Origin of the sequence: Mangrovivirga cuniculi, assembly GCF_005166025.1 — a bacterium.
Classification (GTDB): domain Bacteria; phylum Bacteroidota; class Bacteroidia; order Cytophagales; family Cyclobacteriaceae; genus Mangrovivirga; species Mangrovivirga cuniculi.
Genome location: NZ_CP028923.1, coordinates 4,390,942 through 4,405,416 on the forward strand (window position 1 = coordinate 4,390,942; position 14,475 = coordinate 4,405,416).

Sequence of the window (14,475 nt, forward strand, 5' to 3'; positions counted from 1 at the left end):
ACCTCATGCCCCTAAGGTTATACTATTTATTTCTTAACTAAGTGTTTCTTATTTTGTTTAGGAATTTTATTCTTTATTTAAAATCAGGTCGTGTTTAGCTAAAACATTGAGGAATTCCCTGGCTACTCCTATGTCTGTATAGTTTTGTTCTGCGGTTTCTCTCGCCTGATCAGCGATGCTTTTTCTTAAAGAATCATCATTCTTTAATTTAATAATTGATTCAGCAATAGCTTCTGAAGTATTTTCAACTAACCAGATATTTTTCTCATGCTCAAATCCTTCTCTGATTCCTTCTGTATCTTTTGTGATAATGGGTTTACCAACAGCTGCGTAGTGATATATTTTATTTGGAATAACAATATCAGTTTTGATAGAATCACCAAAGATCCCAAGACATATATCGAAAGAATTCAACATACCTCCCAGCTCATCGTAGGGCTTTAGCCCATGAAAATGGATGTTTTTTAAATTATTCTCTTGTTTGGCAAGTTTATTAATTTCATTGTAAAGTGGACCTTTACCGATTATATCAAATCGAATATCTTTTTCTTCCCGGAGGATTTTAGCAGCTCCAACTATCTTGTCTACACCCTGAAGTGGATTGAAAGTCCCGTAAAATCCAACCCGGAATGAATTATCATTGGTGGAAGCACGATTTTCGGGATTAAAATCTTCTGGTATAAATCCCACGTGAACAACTCCCATTTTAGAATATTCCACATCAAATTGGTCATGAAAGTATTTTTCGTGTAAATGAGTATCACAAATAACTACATCAGCCTTTGTTAATGGAATTTTATCTTTTAAATAGTTCTTAACACCTCTAATCGAATATTTACTAACTTTCTTATAATCGAAAACTTTAGTCATATATTTCGAGATCAGGGGATCAAAAACAATGGGTTTATTTTTAATCACCTTTTTGATAAACCATACCTCCAGATGAGTAAATGGGGCATATAGATTAAATCAGCATCCTCCGCTAACAACCTCAGTTTTTTTCTACTGACCTTAAATTTTGATTTGAAAGGGAATTCGGTAACCTCAACACCCAGTTTCTTTAGTCCGGAGACCAGCACCTTATTTCTATTATATTCAGGATCGTAAATACCGGTTACCAGAATTTTCATGATTATTCAATAATTTCACTATTAATACATATGCTCAAATTGAGCAACTCTGAAATCTTTTAAAAAAAATTTTTACAATAATGAGTTTTTAGAGCATCAATACCAACTATGTTCAGTGAATAATTAAAGTATCTCCATAAACTGAATTTATAAATCAAGTTGACAGATCATTCAGGTCGCTCAAGAGCAAGCCTGTCCCAGTTCCCTGTATTAGCAGCAGCTTCATAGGTCGTCTTAAGAAAACAGAGTAAAGTGGCATTTGGATTTGATGATGACCTCACAGCTTTATAGGGAAGAAAATATTCTCCCATATCCTCACTATAAAAAGCCTGTTCGGGTAAAACTTTTTGTGCTCCGAAATCTTTTGGAGTAGGATAGCAGTAAGAATAAAATACCGGTTCAGGAAAATCATCACTACCTGGCCAGAAACCTACACTACTCACCTCCTGACTATACGCTTCTTTCATCACATCGCCGGGCATGTGCGGTGCTATACCGGGATGCTCTGGTGCAATCCTGCCAGAAAACCTGGTTAAAGCTATATCAAAGGCACCCCAGAAAAAGTGTATCGGACTGCATTTTCCAATAAATCCGCTCCTGAAATAAGAAAAGATATTGTGCACATGAACAGCTATCTGCCAGTAATCTGTCATTGCCTCCTTATCATATGATTTATCTTCTTCATTCTCATAAAATGGGGTATTATCCGGCAACTCATTAGGGCGCGGATATATTGAGATCATAATCCCTACAGATTCAAGGCTTTCAAAGATTGTTTTGTAAAAATCAGCGACAGATCTTGGATAAAGGTCTATTTCAACGGTTTTTTCAAATGTGGATGATATATTAAGCTTATGATTTACAAAATCGAAATTAATCTCAAAAATACCATTACCATAAGGTATGCTACCAGTAGATAGGCCGTGAGTGGTAATATATAAAGAAGTATGCCATGAATGATTTTGCCAGGGCATGGCAACTAACCTAATCTTTCCAACGATCTGAGTCCACAGGTGAACAGTCTTAAGAGTATCTTTCCATTTTTCATAAGGTAATTCAGGCCAGGGCCCGGAACATTGGGGATGTGTGTATTAGTCATAATAATCAGGGGTTTACCCTAATTTACTAATTGCCAATGATTATCTCCGATCTCAATACTATTAATTTAATCTTTACTATGAACAACTTAATTTTAATTAAATGGCAATCTTTGATAGAAACTTTTTAACCGCAGTAAAGTAACTTGAAGGGTTTTCTATAAATGGAAAGTGCCCCGAATTTTTTATCAGCTTAAAATAGGAATGTTGAAAATAACTGTCTATTGATGATTCTGTTTTAACTTCTATTGATGCCTCCGTATCCCCATAAATAATCAAAACGGGACATTTAATTTTTTTCGCATCCTCTTTTAAGTTGTAATTAATAAGGTCCTCTTTCATAAGGCTTTCATATAATTCACTTCTTTTTAGATAATCATCAGGTATATCCAAAGTTAATTGATCAATCAGATCATAATCTTTAAAATGGGGTTTAAAAGAGATTTTCAATAGCTTTTTTATTGCTAGTGAGGGCCTCTTCCTCATTTGCTCAGATTGAAGAATTTTATTTCTCTTTTGTAAATCGGATTTTAATATTCTCTGGTCCAGTAATTCTTGTTCCTGATCCCATTGTTGTCTTGATAGCGGCATCGAATTAGACAAAATCAGTGATTTAACCCTATTCGGATTATTTAAGGTGTAATTTAAACCCAAAAAACCTCCCCACGAATGCCCCAGGATATTTACACTATCTTCACCAATCCTTTCCAGTACTTCATCTATGTCAAGTAAAAGTGTATTGAGATCTAGTTTAAAGTCATTCGGAGGAATACTTGACATTCCGCAGGCACATTGATCAAAAAATATCAATTTAAATTCTTTACTGAGGAAACTAAATGGTTCAATTAAATATTTGTGATCAAGGACCGGCCCTCCGTGTAGCACAAGTAGCGGATTACCTTCTCCAAGATTTTTATAGTATAATTTATAACCATCTCTTTCAAGATAATCCTCTTCTGAAAAGACAGAGCCCTTTACTTTATTCATCGATTATGTTGAGGTTATCAATTGAACCATTAAGTTACACTGATCTAAAAAATAAGCAAATAAAAAAAGCCCGGTAATTTACCGGGCTACATATACTACGTGATCGATATTTATTATTCAGCTACCAATTCAAGAGAATAATCACATGGTGAAGTTTCACCGGATAATAACAACACTAAGGTATTACCCCTGATTTCAAATTTAATGGGATCATTTTCATCGAATGAGATCATGCCATTCTCATTGGTATAATTAAGTACATCAGTTGTTGTAGTCCCGGAATTAGTTTCTATCATTTCAACAGTTTCTTCACCAAATACCATCTTAAAACAATATTCCTCTGTACATCCGGTTTCTTCAATTTGATTATTTTGTGGATCCTCACAGTTTTCTGCAATCCACCTGGTTTCCACCCAGACTGTTTCTTTTAATGGGGTTACACTTTCGTCTTCACTACAGGCTATAAATCCAAATACAAATACTAAAATTAATAGTCGGTTAAAAAATGATTTCATTGTGATTCTTTGTTAAATTTATTTATGATAGATTACTAAATCCCTGGGTTATGTAACCTGAAGAAAAGGCTATTTCGATCAATGAGAATAATATCCATAGGAACACTTAATTTTCTGCTATTAATTATTTTATTAGCTTCTACCAATTTCTCTTTGTGGTCTCAGATTCGATCAGGATTTGTAACTGCAGAGAATTGTAAAATTTCTTATACAGTATTTGGTAAGGGAGAGCCAATATTAATTATCAATGGAGGCCCCGGAATGAATAGTGCCGGATTTGAAGGATTAGCTGCCAGGTTAGGAGAAGAATATCAGGCGATAATATTTGACCAGAGAGGTACAGGAAAATCCGGGTTGTCATCTATCAATAGTAACACTGTAAACATGGATCTAATGATAGAAGATATTGAGCTTTTAAGAAAACATCTGAAGATTGATTCATGGACAATTTTAGGACATTCATTTGGTGGTATTTTAGCAAATTTATATGCCGCTGAATATCCTGAAAATATTGAGGCTTTGATTCATTCCTCTTCAGCAGGTATTGACATGAACTTCTTACCCCCAGGAGGCATCAGAGCTTCACTTACTGAAACGGAAATAGACTCCTTAGATTACTGGTCAGAAATAGATCAGACTGATCCTTCTGAAAAATCTGCTTATATGTATCGGTTTTACCTGGCCAAGGCATATTTACATTCAGATAAAAATGTTTCGACTATAGCGGCAAGATTAGGCCAGGCTAACAGAACTATCAATTCGCTAATCTGGAGAGAATTAAGAGAAACAGGTTATGATTTATCTACTGAACTGAAGGATTTTGAGCAACCTGTTCTAATAATGCAGGGAGAATCCGATATTCTCCATCCCGATACCGCGATCAAAATGAAGGAAACATTTAAAAATTCAAAACTTGTTTTATTAGAGAAATGTGGTCATTACGGATGGATTGAGAATCCGGGTAAGTATTTCAAGAATATCGACCTTTTAATGAAAAACTAGCCGGAAAGTCCCCGGCTAGTTTTTAAGCACTTTCTATTCAATTCCCGGAACGAATTTAAAATACACTTCACAATCATCATAATTCCCCGTATGATCCCAAAGCATATTTCCATCTCTAAAAACAACTTTTTTACTGGAACCGCTAAACCTGAGAGTTTCGCCATCAAAAGAATAAGCGTGCTTTTCAAAAAAATCTGAGCCTTTAAGTTCAGATATGAATAAACTATCTTCAGTAAACTTTAATTGCATACAATATTCTTCAGTACATTCGTAGCTGTGATTAAACTCATTGCCAGAATCATTACAATTTTCACTAAAATAACTATGTTCATTCCAAAAAGTATTTGCTAGTGGGTTACGAAGTGGTTCATCGGAATCGCAGGAAATAAATATGGAACTCGTGATAAGAATTAATAGTACAGTTAAGTTTTTCATTTTGAACATGATTTTATTTCAAAACGCACTTTATACGATAAAGTCACACTAAATTTGAAAAAAGATTTAAAATGGATAAAACAAAAATCATTACAAATAGAGCTACTCTCACCTTGCTGGAGCTAAATGATTTTGAGGATATGTTATCACTTTTTTTGGAAAAAGATATGTTTAAATACATTTCTCCTCATAAAGATAAATCCCGGGAGGAGCGATTAGAGTTTTTGAATTTAAAACTGACCGACAACAAATCCGGCAGAGGTTATTATTGGGTGGCAAGAGATTCGAAATCAAATGATTTAATTGGTGCTATTAATTTAACTCCGATTCCGGAAAGTAATGATCTACAGATAGGCTGGATGATAAGTAATGCATACCGAGGTAAGGGTATGGCTACAGAATTAGCACAGGCAGCAAAAAACTTCTTTATTGAGAATTTAAATACTGATCATATTTTCGCAGTATTCGAAGAAGGAAATATTGCTTCTGAAAAGATCATAAAAAAACTAAATTTTAAACCACACAAAACTTTCAAGGAAGATGAAACCACAATAGTTCATACATGGATATTGAAGAAATAAATTAATTAAGAATTTCTTTTATTTTCCTTTCCAGATTATCTCCCCTGGCATCCTCATCAATAGCTATTATTTCACCTTTTCTATCAACCAAAATCACTTTAGGTATAGATATCACTTCAAATTTGATGGCAGTTTCACTTTCAAAACCCTCTTGAATCCAACCATGTCGCCAGGGCAATTGGTATTTATTATTTCTAAAATTATCTACTAAGGTTCTACTTTCATCAAGTGAGACACTCAAAATTGAGAATCCATCATTACTATATTTAGTGTATAATTTTTCCAGATCAGGAAATTCAGCAATACATGGCTTACACCAGGTTGCCCAAAAATCGATCAAATAAACTTGCCCTGAAAAATCAGCATTTGTAAAATTAACTGAAGTGTCTTTTAAACTAGGAATTGAATAATCAATTATCCTTTCACCTACTTCTATTTTTCTACTTATCTTTCCCAGCTCAATATCTCCTTCTACAAAATCGGGATTGATTTTAATTTCATTAAATTTAGAAACCACCTTGTAGCCTGCTTCCGGAAATTCTTTTATAATAGTAAAAGGGAAGTAAAAATCAGAAACCCATTTATAATCAGTATATGTTGTGATTTCCTTGCCATAAGAGCTATTTCCGATACCTATACGTAAAAGATCATCTCTAAACCCATAAATTGTACTGTCGATCATTATGGCTTTATATGAAACATCATTTATAGTGGTGTCGAAAGAACTCAAACTTCCCTGAAAATTGGGTATCAAATGATATACTGGTTCTTCCGGGATATTAGCATACAACTTATTACCCTTTACTTTCTTTACCATCAAAGACCTATCTGGAGTGTGGTAAATAGTGTTCATCGTATCTCCGGAGATTGCATTTACTGAAATCAGTTTCTTATTTGCAGGAAACATTATCATTTCCGTTTTATCTGTTTTTGAAACTGCCTTTTCATTGATTAATATAATTTCCTGATATTCCTTCAATAAAGATTCCAAAGAATCCCATTTAGCCTCTCTCCGGGTGGTCGCAACATGAAAATCATCAATAACACTCCTATTTTGCTTTTCCTTTTCACTAGAACAAGAAAACAGGCAAATCATTAGTACGCTAACTATATATTTTAATAGCCCCATCAATTACTTTCTTCTTGAATTAATTGTGTTTTATTTCTTTCATATGACTCAGATTCAGAATTTTTATAAATGCCATAAAACAATTGCTTCCAGGTGCTACCTCCATCTTCTGTAGATTCCCATATTTGCTCTACTGTACCATCCTGGCTGGGTCTCCATGTAATTCGATGTTGATTTTCCTGCGTGGTGTCACTTCTGAGAATCATCTGATCATCATCAATACCTCCTGTCAATTGTAATACTCCGCCGGTATTATCTACCCATGATTGTTGCCAACGATTAATAGACTTATTGTAAAAATTCATGCTTGTTCCGGTAAGTATAGCATTACCTGAAAACCAATTTTCCTTTATGACACATCCATTTTGAATTAGTTCCACATTATTATAACCCAGAAATTTTCCATTTTTATTATAAACACTCCATTTGCCTAGCCAAAAATCAAATGCTCTATGATCTTCAGTACGACATAGAGGTGACAATTTTTCTTCAGAAAATTTTTGCGAAACTTTCTCAACAGCAATTATTGATTGTAAAACTTTTCTGAATTCAGAGGGAGGCACCTCATTTAAAAACTGAGGTCCATCCTGGGTACCGGACCAGGATTTAAAAAATTCTTCAATCATAAAATAACTTGAGCTATCCGGATAGACTGTTCTAAGTAAGATCTTTTTTAAACTATCATTGGTTGTTGAAATGCTATAATCTGAGACTAACCCTCTGAATCTTGCAGCTTTTCTGAATTCAGCCCAATTATTTAAATAAAAATAATGAGCCTCCTCTGCACGATTATTTAATATCTCAACCTGTTCTTCCACTACTAAATTATACTTGCTGTCATTGAGTTCAGTCGTCAAAATAACCGGCAGCTTGTTTTCAGGATTATTAATTACACCGTCCTGATTAAGTTGCCAGAAACTATTTGCCAGGTAATAAAACTTATCGCCTTCAATAAAACCCAAAGTAGGCTCATCCATTGCTGGATGGGCTTTTTCTAAATAATTATGATTTACAGTAAATTCTCCACCATCATCTAATTCTAACTCCAGAATTCGAAATGGACGGACACCATTTTGAATACCTATCAATTTGTTTTTATAAGAATAAAGACCATCGATCCCTTTCAATGTAATTTCTTTTGAAGATCGAATTTTGATTAATTCACTACTTACAGGATCCCAACGAAAAATACCTTTCACATAATCAGATAAATATATCTTTCCATTTAGTTCCGTAATTCCCTGTAGTGAAACAAATCGATCATCTGATAAAACGGGAACGAATACATCCCCTTCTAGCTTTAGCAGGCTATTATTCTTACTATCGGTAACATAAACATTTTGGTCTCTGGATATAAAAAGATCTCCGGCAAAGGATTCACCAGAAATTTCTATCTCTTTCACTATCACTCCCTTTTGTAAATCTATCTTATAGATAATTGATCTGTCAATAAAATCCTTATTAGGTTTACCCTGTGAGATTCCAACTGAAGCTACCCATAGAGATCCATTATTATCAAGATCAATACCCAATGGAGACAATTTTAATTTCCCGGGGAGTACTGGTTTTATTTTTCCTTCATCATCAACCTCATATATCATGCGATGGTTAACGCTACTGACTAATATTTTATTAATAGATGGATAATTCTGAATATCTTCGATATGGAAATCCGGATCCTCAATTACCAACATCGTATCTGAAGAAATTATCTGAGTTTGCATTAAATTTTTATAAAATTTCAATCTCTGCAAAAACCCACCTGACTTTAAAGTATTAAAAGCATCATTTTCCAAAGAATAATTCTCAGCATCTATTTTCAATACTTCTTTGAGAAAATAAAAAGCACTATCCGCTTTACCTGTATAGGCATAAGCCTCTGCCAGCGAATACATGATTCTCTGGTTATTCGCCCGTAGCGCATTAGCCTCCTTCATAAAACCAAGATATTCATCATAATTTCCTGATTCTCTGGAATTAACTGCCTGTTGATATAATTGTGATACAGATTGGCCTGAGATAGTAAAGAATGAACAGATAAAAAGAAAAATTATGGACCTCATAATTATTTAACAGAATAAAATAAAGATGCCCGAAGCTGGCAACAGCCAGCTCCAGGACATCGGGATCAAAAAACTTATTTTATAACATTTTCCACCGTGATCATTGAACCGGAACCAGTATAACCTCACCAGTATCTCCATAGGTATTACTCCAGGTCAGACTGATGGTGCCATCTACTTCGCTAACCGTACCATTAATTGTAAACGGATCTGAATATTGATCAGTATCTCCAAGATCACTTATTGTATTACAAATATCTCTTATTCTTCCAGATGGAGCAGTATCTGAATATCCTTGAGGATATAAACCAAAAGACATATCATCAATTTCATAGATGCCTTCGTCAGTTTGCGTCAGTGTAACCTCACCGGTATAACTATAAGAGCCTGTCTGTCCTCCACTGCCATCGCCAAAAGCTCCTGTAGAAGTAAAAATATACGCACCGGCAAGATCTGATGGACATGAAAAATTAACATTCCAGTCACTGGCATTTCTGGACTTCAATTCACGGCCATCTTCCATCACAATTGTAAAATCAAACTCCCACCGGTCACCAGGCAATAAATCTTCTTCACTTAAGACCTCACCATTTACTGGTAAATCATTAAACAGGTCATTTTGATCAAAAACAAGTTCAGTAGGACTCGTTAACGGATCTATTTCAACTACTTCGGAGTTACCTGCAGAGGTTATTAATTGCTTGGTTCCTCTTACTTCCATTATTTGTGCTGACGGAGATTCTTTAAAATCCATGTCCAAAACAATAGATTCAGTCTCGCCTCTCAAATAGGTTGTATTACCATCAATGGTTATATCAGCAGCTTCACTTACATTGTCTGTTAGCTTTTCTTCTTCCAGAAAACAACTACTGAATAAAAAGATAATACTAACGATTGATAATTTATATATATTTTTCATACTTAAATCCTTTTAATTAACATCCCAGGAAACGGGAATTGTCACATTTACAAATTCTGCATTGTCCGGATTATTTGTTACTTCAGCATCCACATAAGGAAATCTCAACGGTGTATCCCTGATAGCTTCAGCAGGTTGAGTAATAACCGGAATGTTTGTTCTTCTCCATTCTGTCCAGGCTTCAACACCACGGGCAAAAAGTGATAAATACCTTTGTAACATAAGATCTGCAAAAGCTGTAGACGCAGAATAAGCTGCAGGTTGTCCCGGATCCAGATATGCACCTACTGGAACGTCGTAATAATCAAATGATGCAGTAACTGCCTCTTCATACAACTGTTGAGCATCTCCGCTATTAACCCAACCTCTTATCGCTGCTTCGGCTTCCATAAACTTAACATCGTAATATGTCATTAATGGAACCGGCGATTCCTGCTGAACGAAAACCTCTCCTATTCTGGAGACTATCACATTTCCTTCTGAATCAGTAGGCAAATCTTCCGGATTACCGTTTTCAACACCTGAGTATCCACCATTCTGATTGGTTCGTAAGTAGGCTGTAATTCTGGGATCACCAAAGTCTTCCATGTATTCTATAAATGTATCTGAAGCACCATAATCTGTTGGTCTGTTAAATTCCTGCTGGAATAAGGGGTTCGCATTGGTGGCTGTACGCTCTCCGAAAATAAGCTCTACATTTTCACCTGGCCCCAGCAAAGGAGCTCCACTATTAAGAACTTCCTGAAATCCCTGTGAGGCCCTGTTTTCATCTATTTCACTTAATCTTAAGTATAACCTTAGCTTAAGTGAATTTGCGAATTTCTCCCACATTTCCATATCACCTCCAAGTAAAACATCCTCTTCGGCAATAGACTGATCATCAAGGTCAATTTCGCTGATTGCAAGGTCAATTTGATTTATCAATGAATCATAAATTAACAGCTGATCATCGTAAGCAGGTGTTATATTTCCACTAGGGCCCCTTAGAGCTTCTGTATAAGGCACATCCCCCAAAGATCTGTGATCATTTGAAAATAATAGACGTATAAAATTCTTGCCTGTGCCCTGTAATTTGGGAGTTCAGGAGACTTTTCTATTATTATTGACAAATCTGTCAGTGCTCCAGCATAAAGCTGTGCCCAATCTGTATTAAACGTACTCAGATCGACATCATACCTGTCAAGACGTTGATATTGTCCGCCGGTAGATGCCCAATATTGCATCCATAATGATGTCGCTCGGTTAAGACTCCCACCAATATAATAGGTACCTTGAACTGTGGCAGAAGGTAATAAAAATTCTGCCGGCACATCGATCGGGTTATTGGGATTATCATTTAATTCAGTCAGATCATCACAAGCGATGAGTGAAAGTGAAATGAAAATGGCCACAATGCCCTTATTTATATATGATTGTATATTTTTCATATCTCTGATTTGTATTTATTAAAAACTAAACTTGAGATTAAATCCCCAGCTTTTGGTAGTAGGAATCGTGGCATATTCATAACCACTGTTATCAGCGGCACCAAACATACTTACCTCAGGGTCAATGTATGGGTTAGGTGTTATCATCCACAGGTTTCTTCCAACTACTGAGATATATACTTGTCCAAAAGGTGTTTTATTCAATAAGGAAGACGGAAGATTATATCCTAAAGAAACTTCCCTTAGCTTAAGGAATGAAGCATCAATGAGGCCTAGTTCTGTATCCCTGAAAAGGCCAAAACCAGTCCAGAAACTCTGGTTATCGACTACAGTCTGATTATCTGTGTACGATATTTCTCCATTATCTCCTTCTATTTTATTTACTCCGTTAAAGACAACACCTGTTTCTCTTCCTAAAAGAGTTTCTTCAGCAAAACCATTTGTTCTCCAGTGAGCTACAGAAGAAGAATAAATACTTCCTCCTTTTCTGATTTCAAACAGGATACTTAAGTCAACACCTTTAAATGAGAAATTATTTCTGATACCCATATTCCAGTCAGGAATTACACTGGCAACAGGCTGTGGTTGATCAGCAACCGGCAATCCTGTTTCCTGATTTACAACTATTTCCCCTTGAGGACTTCGCTCAAACGGACTACCATAAATAACAGGATATGAGCGATCCAGGTAAGCCACTGATGAAACACTGACAAATCCGGCTCGACCGATATTTAATTGTTCCAGGTCACCAAAAAGCTCCTCTACATTATTGTCAATCTGAGTAAAGTTAAATGAAACATCCCATCGGAATCCTGATGCCGATCTGATCGGAGTACCCGTTAACAACACTTCAATACCCTCATTGGTCATTAAACCTGCATTTCGGGTAACTGTAGTATATCCTGATGAAGGCGCAATGTTAACATCGAAAATCTGATTTTCAGACTTACTGTTGAAGTAGCTGAAATCAAGAGTTAATCTATCTTCGAGCAAACCAATATTTGCACCGATCTCCCAGGAGGTTGTAATCTCAGGCTCAAGATTTGGCGTACCAATGCGGTTACCCGCTCTGAATCCGGTTACTCCTCTAAAGGGGAATTCTATACCGTTAAATAATCCATCAAAGGTGGTTGCCTGGTCAAAAACTGATTGTAATACATATGGATTAGCATCGTTACCAACCTGACCCCAGTTACCTCTTAGTTTAATATATGAAACTGCCTGGCTTTCGAGCTCAGGGAAGGCTTCTGTAAGTATCAAAGAGCCATTGATGGCAGGGTAGAAGAATGAATTATTTCCTTCGGGTAATGTAGATGACCAGTCATTCCTTGCTGTAAGAGTTAAAAAAGCCCAGTTTTTGTACCCTACCGTTACATCTCCATATACACCAACCAGTCGTCTTTCGGTAATGTCATTTACTGAATTAGGCTGACCATCTATATTGGAAAAATTATACAGATTAGGAACTACTATGGCGTTTGCTTGTGAAAAGAGGTTCTTAATCTCTCTCCTGTTATCATTGACACCAATTATTGCAGTGATATTAAAATCCTGACTTATATCCTGGTTAATATTCAGAAAGACATCCGTGTTGGTCTGTACATAATTGTACTGATCCTCATAAAACCCTCCATCTGTATCCCCAACGGTATTTATGGCTATTCTTCTTTTTCTATTGTCCTTATAAACATCGGCACCAACCCTGGCAACCAATTCCAGACCTTCCATAAATTCATATGCGAGCAAAATCCGGCCATTGATTCTGTCCCTTCTCTGAGATGTGGTGTTCTTATTTACCACCCAATATGGGTTATTCCAAAATCCTGAACCATATTCCAGTTGAGATCCGTCCGGAGCTTCATAGGTAGTCCAGGGAGATATATCCAGATCTACTCCGGTATATAGTGCCTGCCACATAAATGATTGTTGCGTCTGGCCTGCCGGTGGTAGATTATCCGAAGATGTAGCCGTGTAATTTATTGAAAAATCAGACCTGAAATTATTGGCTAGTTTAGCTCCTGCTCTGACAGAAACTGTATTTCTGTTTAGGTCGGTGTTTGGAACGATTCCTTCAGAATTAGCATTTGTAAATGACAATCTATAGTTGAGATCCTTATCACCTCCCTGAATAGCAATATTATTATTTAACGTTCTCCCTGTTTGAAGAAACTGTTTTAAAAATTGGTCTTTTGCTGTTAATGCAACAGAATCAGGTTGACCTTCCCATTCGTTATTCGGGTTCCTGACCAATTGACCCATAAATTCCGGACCCCAACCGATAAATCCTTCAGGATTGTAAACTCCCCGGCTACCTACAGCATAGGTTTCCTGAAAATCCGGATATTTTAAAACATTCTCCCACGTTACGCTGGAATTTACCGTTACAGCCATCTTTTTTCCAGCCCCGGCACCCGACTTGGTTGTGATTAGAATAACTCCATTTGCCGCCCGAGAACCATAAAGAGCTGCTGCAGAAGGCCCCTTGAGCACGTTCATGCTTTCAATATCGTCGGGATTTATATCAATACCGGTATTACTGAAAGAAACTCCTGACCGTAGATCTGCACCTTCACCTTGTCTTTGAGTATTGTCTATCGGGATCCCGTCAATGACGAATAAAGGTTGATTTCCGTTAGTGAGTGAGGTAGGCCCACGAACAACAATTCTACTGGCACCTCCAAGAGAACCGGTAGCCTGGTTGATCTGAACTCCTGCCACTTTTCCTTGTAAACCGGTTAATAAATTTGGATTGGCAGTTTTAGTTATCTCTTCGTTTTTAAGAGTTTGGGTCGCATATCCCAACGCCCTGGATTGACGTTCAATACCCACTCCGGTCACTACAACTTCATCAAGAGTCTGGACCTGAGGCTCTAAGGCAACATCGATTGTCGATCTTGCTCCTACTACTTCCTCCTGAGATTTCATTCCGATAAAAGAAAATACCAGAACAGATTCGCTTCCAGGTACGCTTAGACTATACTGTCCGTCCAGGTCGGTTGTTGTTCCCGTACCGGTACCTTTGATAACAATATTTACACCCGGGATTGCTTCGCCGGTATCATCATCAATAACTTTTCCTGTTACCACCCGTTCCTGGGCATAGCCAGGTAAGAATGCTAACAATACAATTAGCAATACGTAAATTTTTTTCATAAAGAATGGTTTTAGTTTTACTTTTTTCCCGATTGAA

The 14,475-nt window shown here is 36.4% G+C and carries 11 protein-coding genes and 2 pseudogenes; 2 read left to right on the forward strand and 11 right to left on the reverse strand.

The features are described from left to right. Positions 1–66: 66 nt before the first annotated feature. From DCC35_RS19350 to DCC35_RS19370, 5 genes and pseudogenes are all read right to left on the reverse strand, one after another. Positions 67–870 (reverse strand): glycosyltransferase, encoded by an 804-nt coding sequence (locus DCC35_RS19350; RefSeq protein WP_137092359.1) that lies wholly within the window; start codon positions 868–870, stop codon positions 67–69. A 44-nt stretch (positions 871–914) separates the two neighbouring features. Continuing rightward, positions 915–1,130 (reverse strand): hypothetical protein, encoded by a 216-nt coding sequence (locus DCC35_RS19355; protein WP_137092360.1) that lies wholly within the window; start codon positions 1,128–1,130, stop codon positions 915–917. Positions 1,131–1,297: 167 nt separating this feature from the next. Then, positions 1,298–2,182 (reverse strand): annotated as a pseudogene (locus DCC35_RS19360) (DUF5996 family protein); the annotation flags it as partial. Between the two features lie 144 nt (positions 2,183–2,326). Further along, on the reverse strand, positions 2,327–3,214 hold the full coding sequence (locus DCC35_RS19365; protein ID WP_137092361.1) for an alpha/beta fold hydrolase: 888 nt from the start codon (positions 3,212–3,214) through the stop codon (positions 2,327–2,329). 113 nt (positions 3,215–3,327) lie between these two features. Further along, positions 3,328–3,729, reverse strand: a complete 402-nt coding sequence (locus DCC35_RS19370; protein WP_137092362.1) for a hypothetical protein — start codon at positions 3,727–3,729, stop codon at positions 3,328–3,330. Positions 3,730–3,810: 81 nt separating this feature from the next. Here DCC35_RS19370 and DCC35_RS19375 point away from each other — a divergent pair, with 81 nt between their 5' ends. Then, the gene (locus DCC35_RS19375; protein ID WP_137092363.1) at positions 3,811–4,731 is read left to right on the forward strand and encodes an alpha/beta fold hydrolase; all 921 of its coding nucleotides are present in this window, start codon (positions 3,811–3,813) and stop codon (positions 4,729–4,731) included. Between the two features lie 33 nt (positions 4,732–4,764). Here DCC35_RS19375 and DCC35_RS19380 read toward each other — a convergent pair whose 3' ends face one another. Continuing rightward, the gene (locus DCC35_RS19380) at positions 4,765–5,166 is read right to left on the reverse strand and encodes a hypothetical protein (RefSeq protein WP_137092364.1); all 402 of its coding nucleotides are present in this window, start codon (positions 5,164–5,166) and stop codon (positions 4,765–4,767) included. A 71-nt stretch (positions 5,167–5,237) separates the two neighbouring features. On the opposite strand from DCC35_RS19380, the gene DCC35_RS19385 reads away from it, so the two are divergent. After that, the gene (locus DCC35_RS19385) at positions 5,238–5,747 is read left to right on the forward strand and encodes a GNAT family N-acetyltransferase (RefSeq protein WP_137092365.1); all 510 of its coding nucleotides are present in this window, start codon (positions 5,238–5,240) and stop codon (positions 5,745–5,747) included. Position 5,748: 1 nt separating this feature from the next. Here the strand turns inward: DCC35_RS19385 and DCC35_RS19390 are convergent, their stop codons facing one another. From DCC35_RS19390 to DCC35_RS19415, 5 genes and pseudogenes are all read right to left on the reverse strand, one after another. After that, positions 5,749–6,876 carry a TlpA family protein disulfide reductase gene (locus DCC35_RS19390; RefSeq protein ID WP_137092366.1) on the reverse strand — a complete coding sequence of 376 codons (1,128 nt, stop codon included), beginning with the start codon at positions 6,874–6,876 and terminating at the stop codon, positions 5,749–5,751. After that, positions 6,876–8,939, reverse strand: a complete 2,064-nt coding sequence (locus DCC35_RS19395; RefSeq protein WP_137092367.1) for a hypothetical protein — start codon at positions 8,937–8,939, stop codon at positions 6,876–6,878. Before DCC35_RS19395 ends, DCC35_RS19390 begins: the two co-directional genes overlap by 1 nt. A gap of 100 nt (positions 8,940–9,039) precedes the next feature. Continuing rightward, on the reverse strand, positions 9,040–9,858 hold the full coding sequence (locus tag DCC35_RS19400; protein ID WP_137092368.1) for a hypothetical protein: 819 nt from the start codon (positions 9,856–9,858) through the stop codon (positions 9,040–9,042). A gap of 12 nt (positions 9,859–9,870) precedes the next feature. After that, a pseudogene (locus tag DCC35_RS19405) lies at positions 9,871–11,285 on the reverse strand (SusD/RagB family nutrient-binding outer membrane lipoprotein). 18 nt (positions 11,286–11,303) lie between these two features. Continuing rightward, positions 11,304–14,438, reverse strand: coding sequence for a SusC/RagA family TonB-linked outer membrane protein (locus DCC35_RS19415; RefSeq protein WP_137092371.1), 3,135 nt, complete (start codon positions 14,436–14,438; stop codon positions 11,304–11,306). Positions 14,439–14,475: the final 37 nt, after the last annotated feature.

Coding starts and splice junctions, on each gene's coding strand:
- DCC35_RS19400 (WP_137092368.1), bottom strand. CDS start 9,858: ATGAAAAATATATATAAATTATCAATCGTTAGTATTATCTTTTTATTC.
- DCC35_RS19355 (WP_137092360.1), bottom strand. CDS start 1,130: ATGAAAATTCTGGTAACCGGTATTTACGATCCTGAATATAATAGAAAT.
- DCC35_RS19370 (WP_137092362.1), bottom strand. CDS start 3,729: ATGAAATCATTTTTTAACCGACTATTAATTTTAGTATTTGTATTTGGA.
- DCC35_RS19380 (WP_137092364.1), bottom strand. CDS start 5,166: ATGAAAAACTTAACTGTACTATTAATTCTTATCACGAGTTCCATATTT.
- DCC35_RS19385 (WP_137092365.1), top strand. CDS start 5,238: ATGGATAAAACAAAAATCATTACAAATAGAGCTACTCTCACCTTGCTG.
- DCC35_RS19375 (WP_137092363.1), top strand. CDS start 3,811: ATGAGAATAATATCCATAGGAACACTTAATTTTCTGCTATTAATTATT.
- DCC35_RS19365 (WP_137092361.1), bottom strand. CDS start 3,214: ATGAATAAAGTAAAGGGCTCTGTCTTTTCAGAAGAGGATTATCTTGAA.
- DCC35_RS19350 (WP_137092359.1), bottom strand. CDS start 870: ATGACTAAAGTTTTCGATTATAAGAAAGTTAGTAAATATTCGATTAGA.
- DCC35_RS19390 (WP_137092366.1), bottom strand. CDS start 6,876: ATGGGGCTATTAAAATATATAGTTAGCGTACTAATGATTTGCCTGTTT.
- DCC35_RS19395 (WP_137092367.1), bottom strand. CDS start 8,939: ATGAGGTCCATAATTTTTCTTTTTATCTGTTCATTCTTTACTATCTCA.
- DCC35_RS19415 (WP_137092371.1), bottom strand. CDS start 14,438: ATGAAAAAAATTTACGTATTGCTAATTGTATTGTTAGCATTCTTACCT.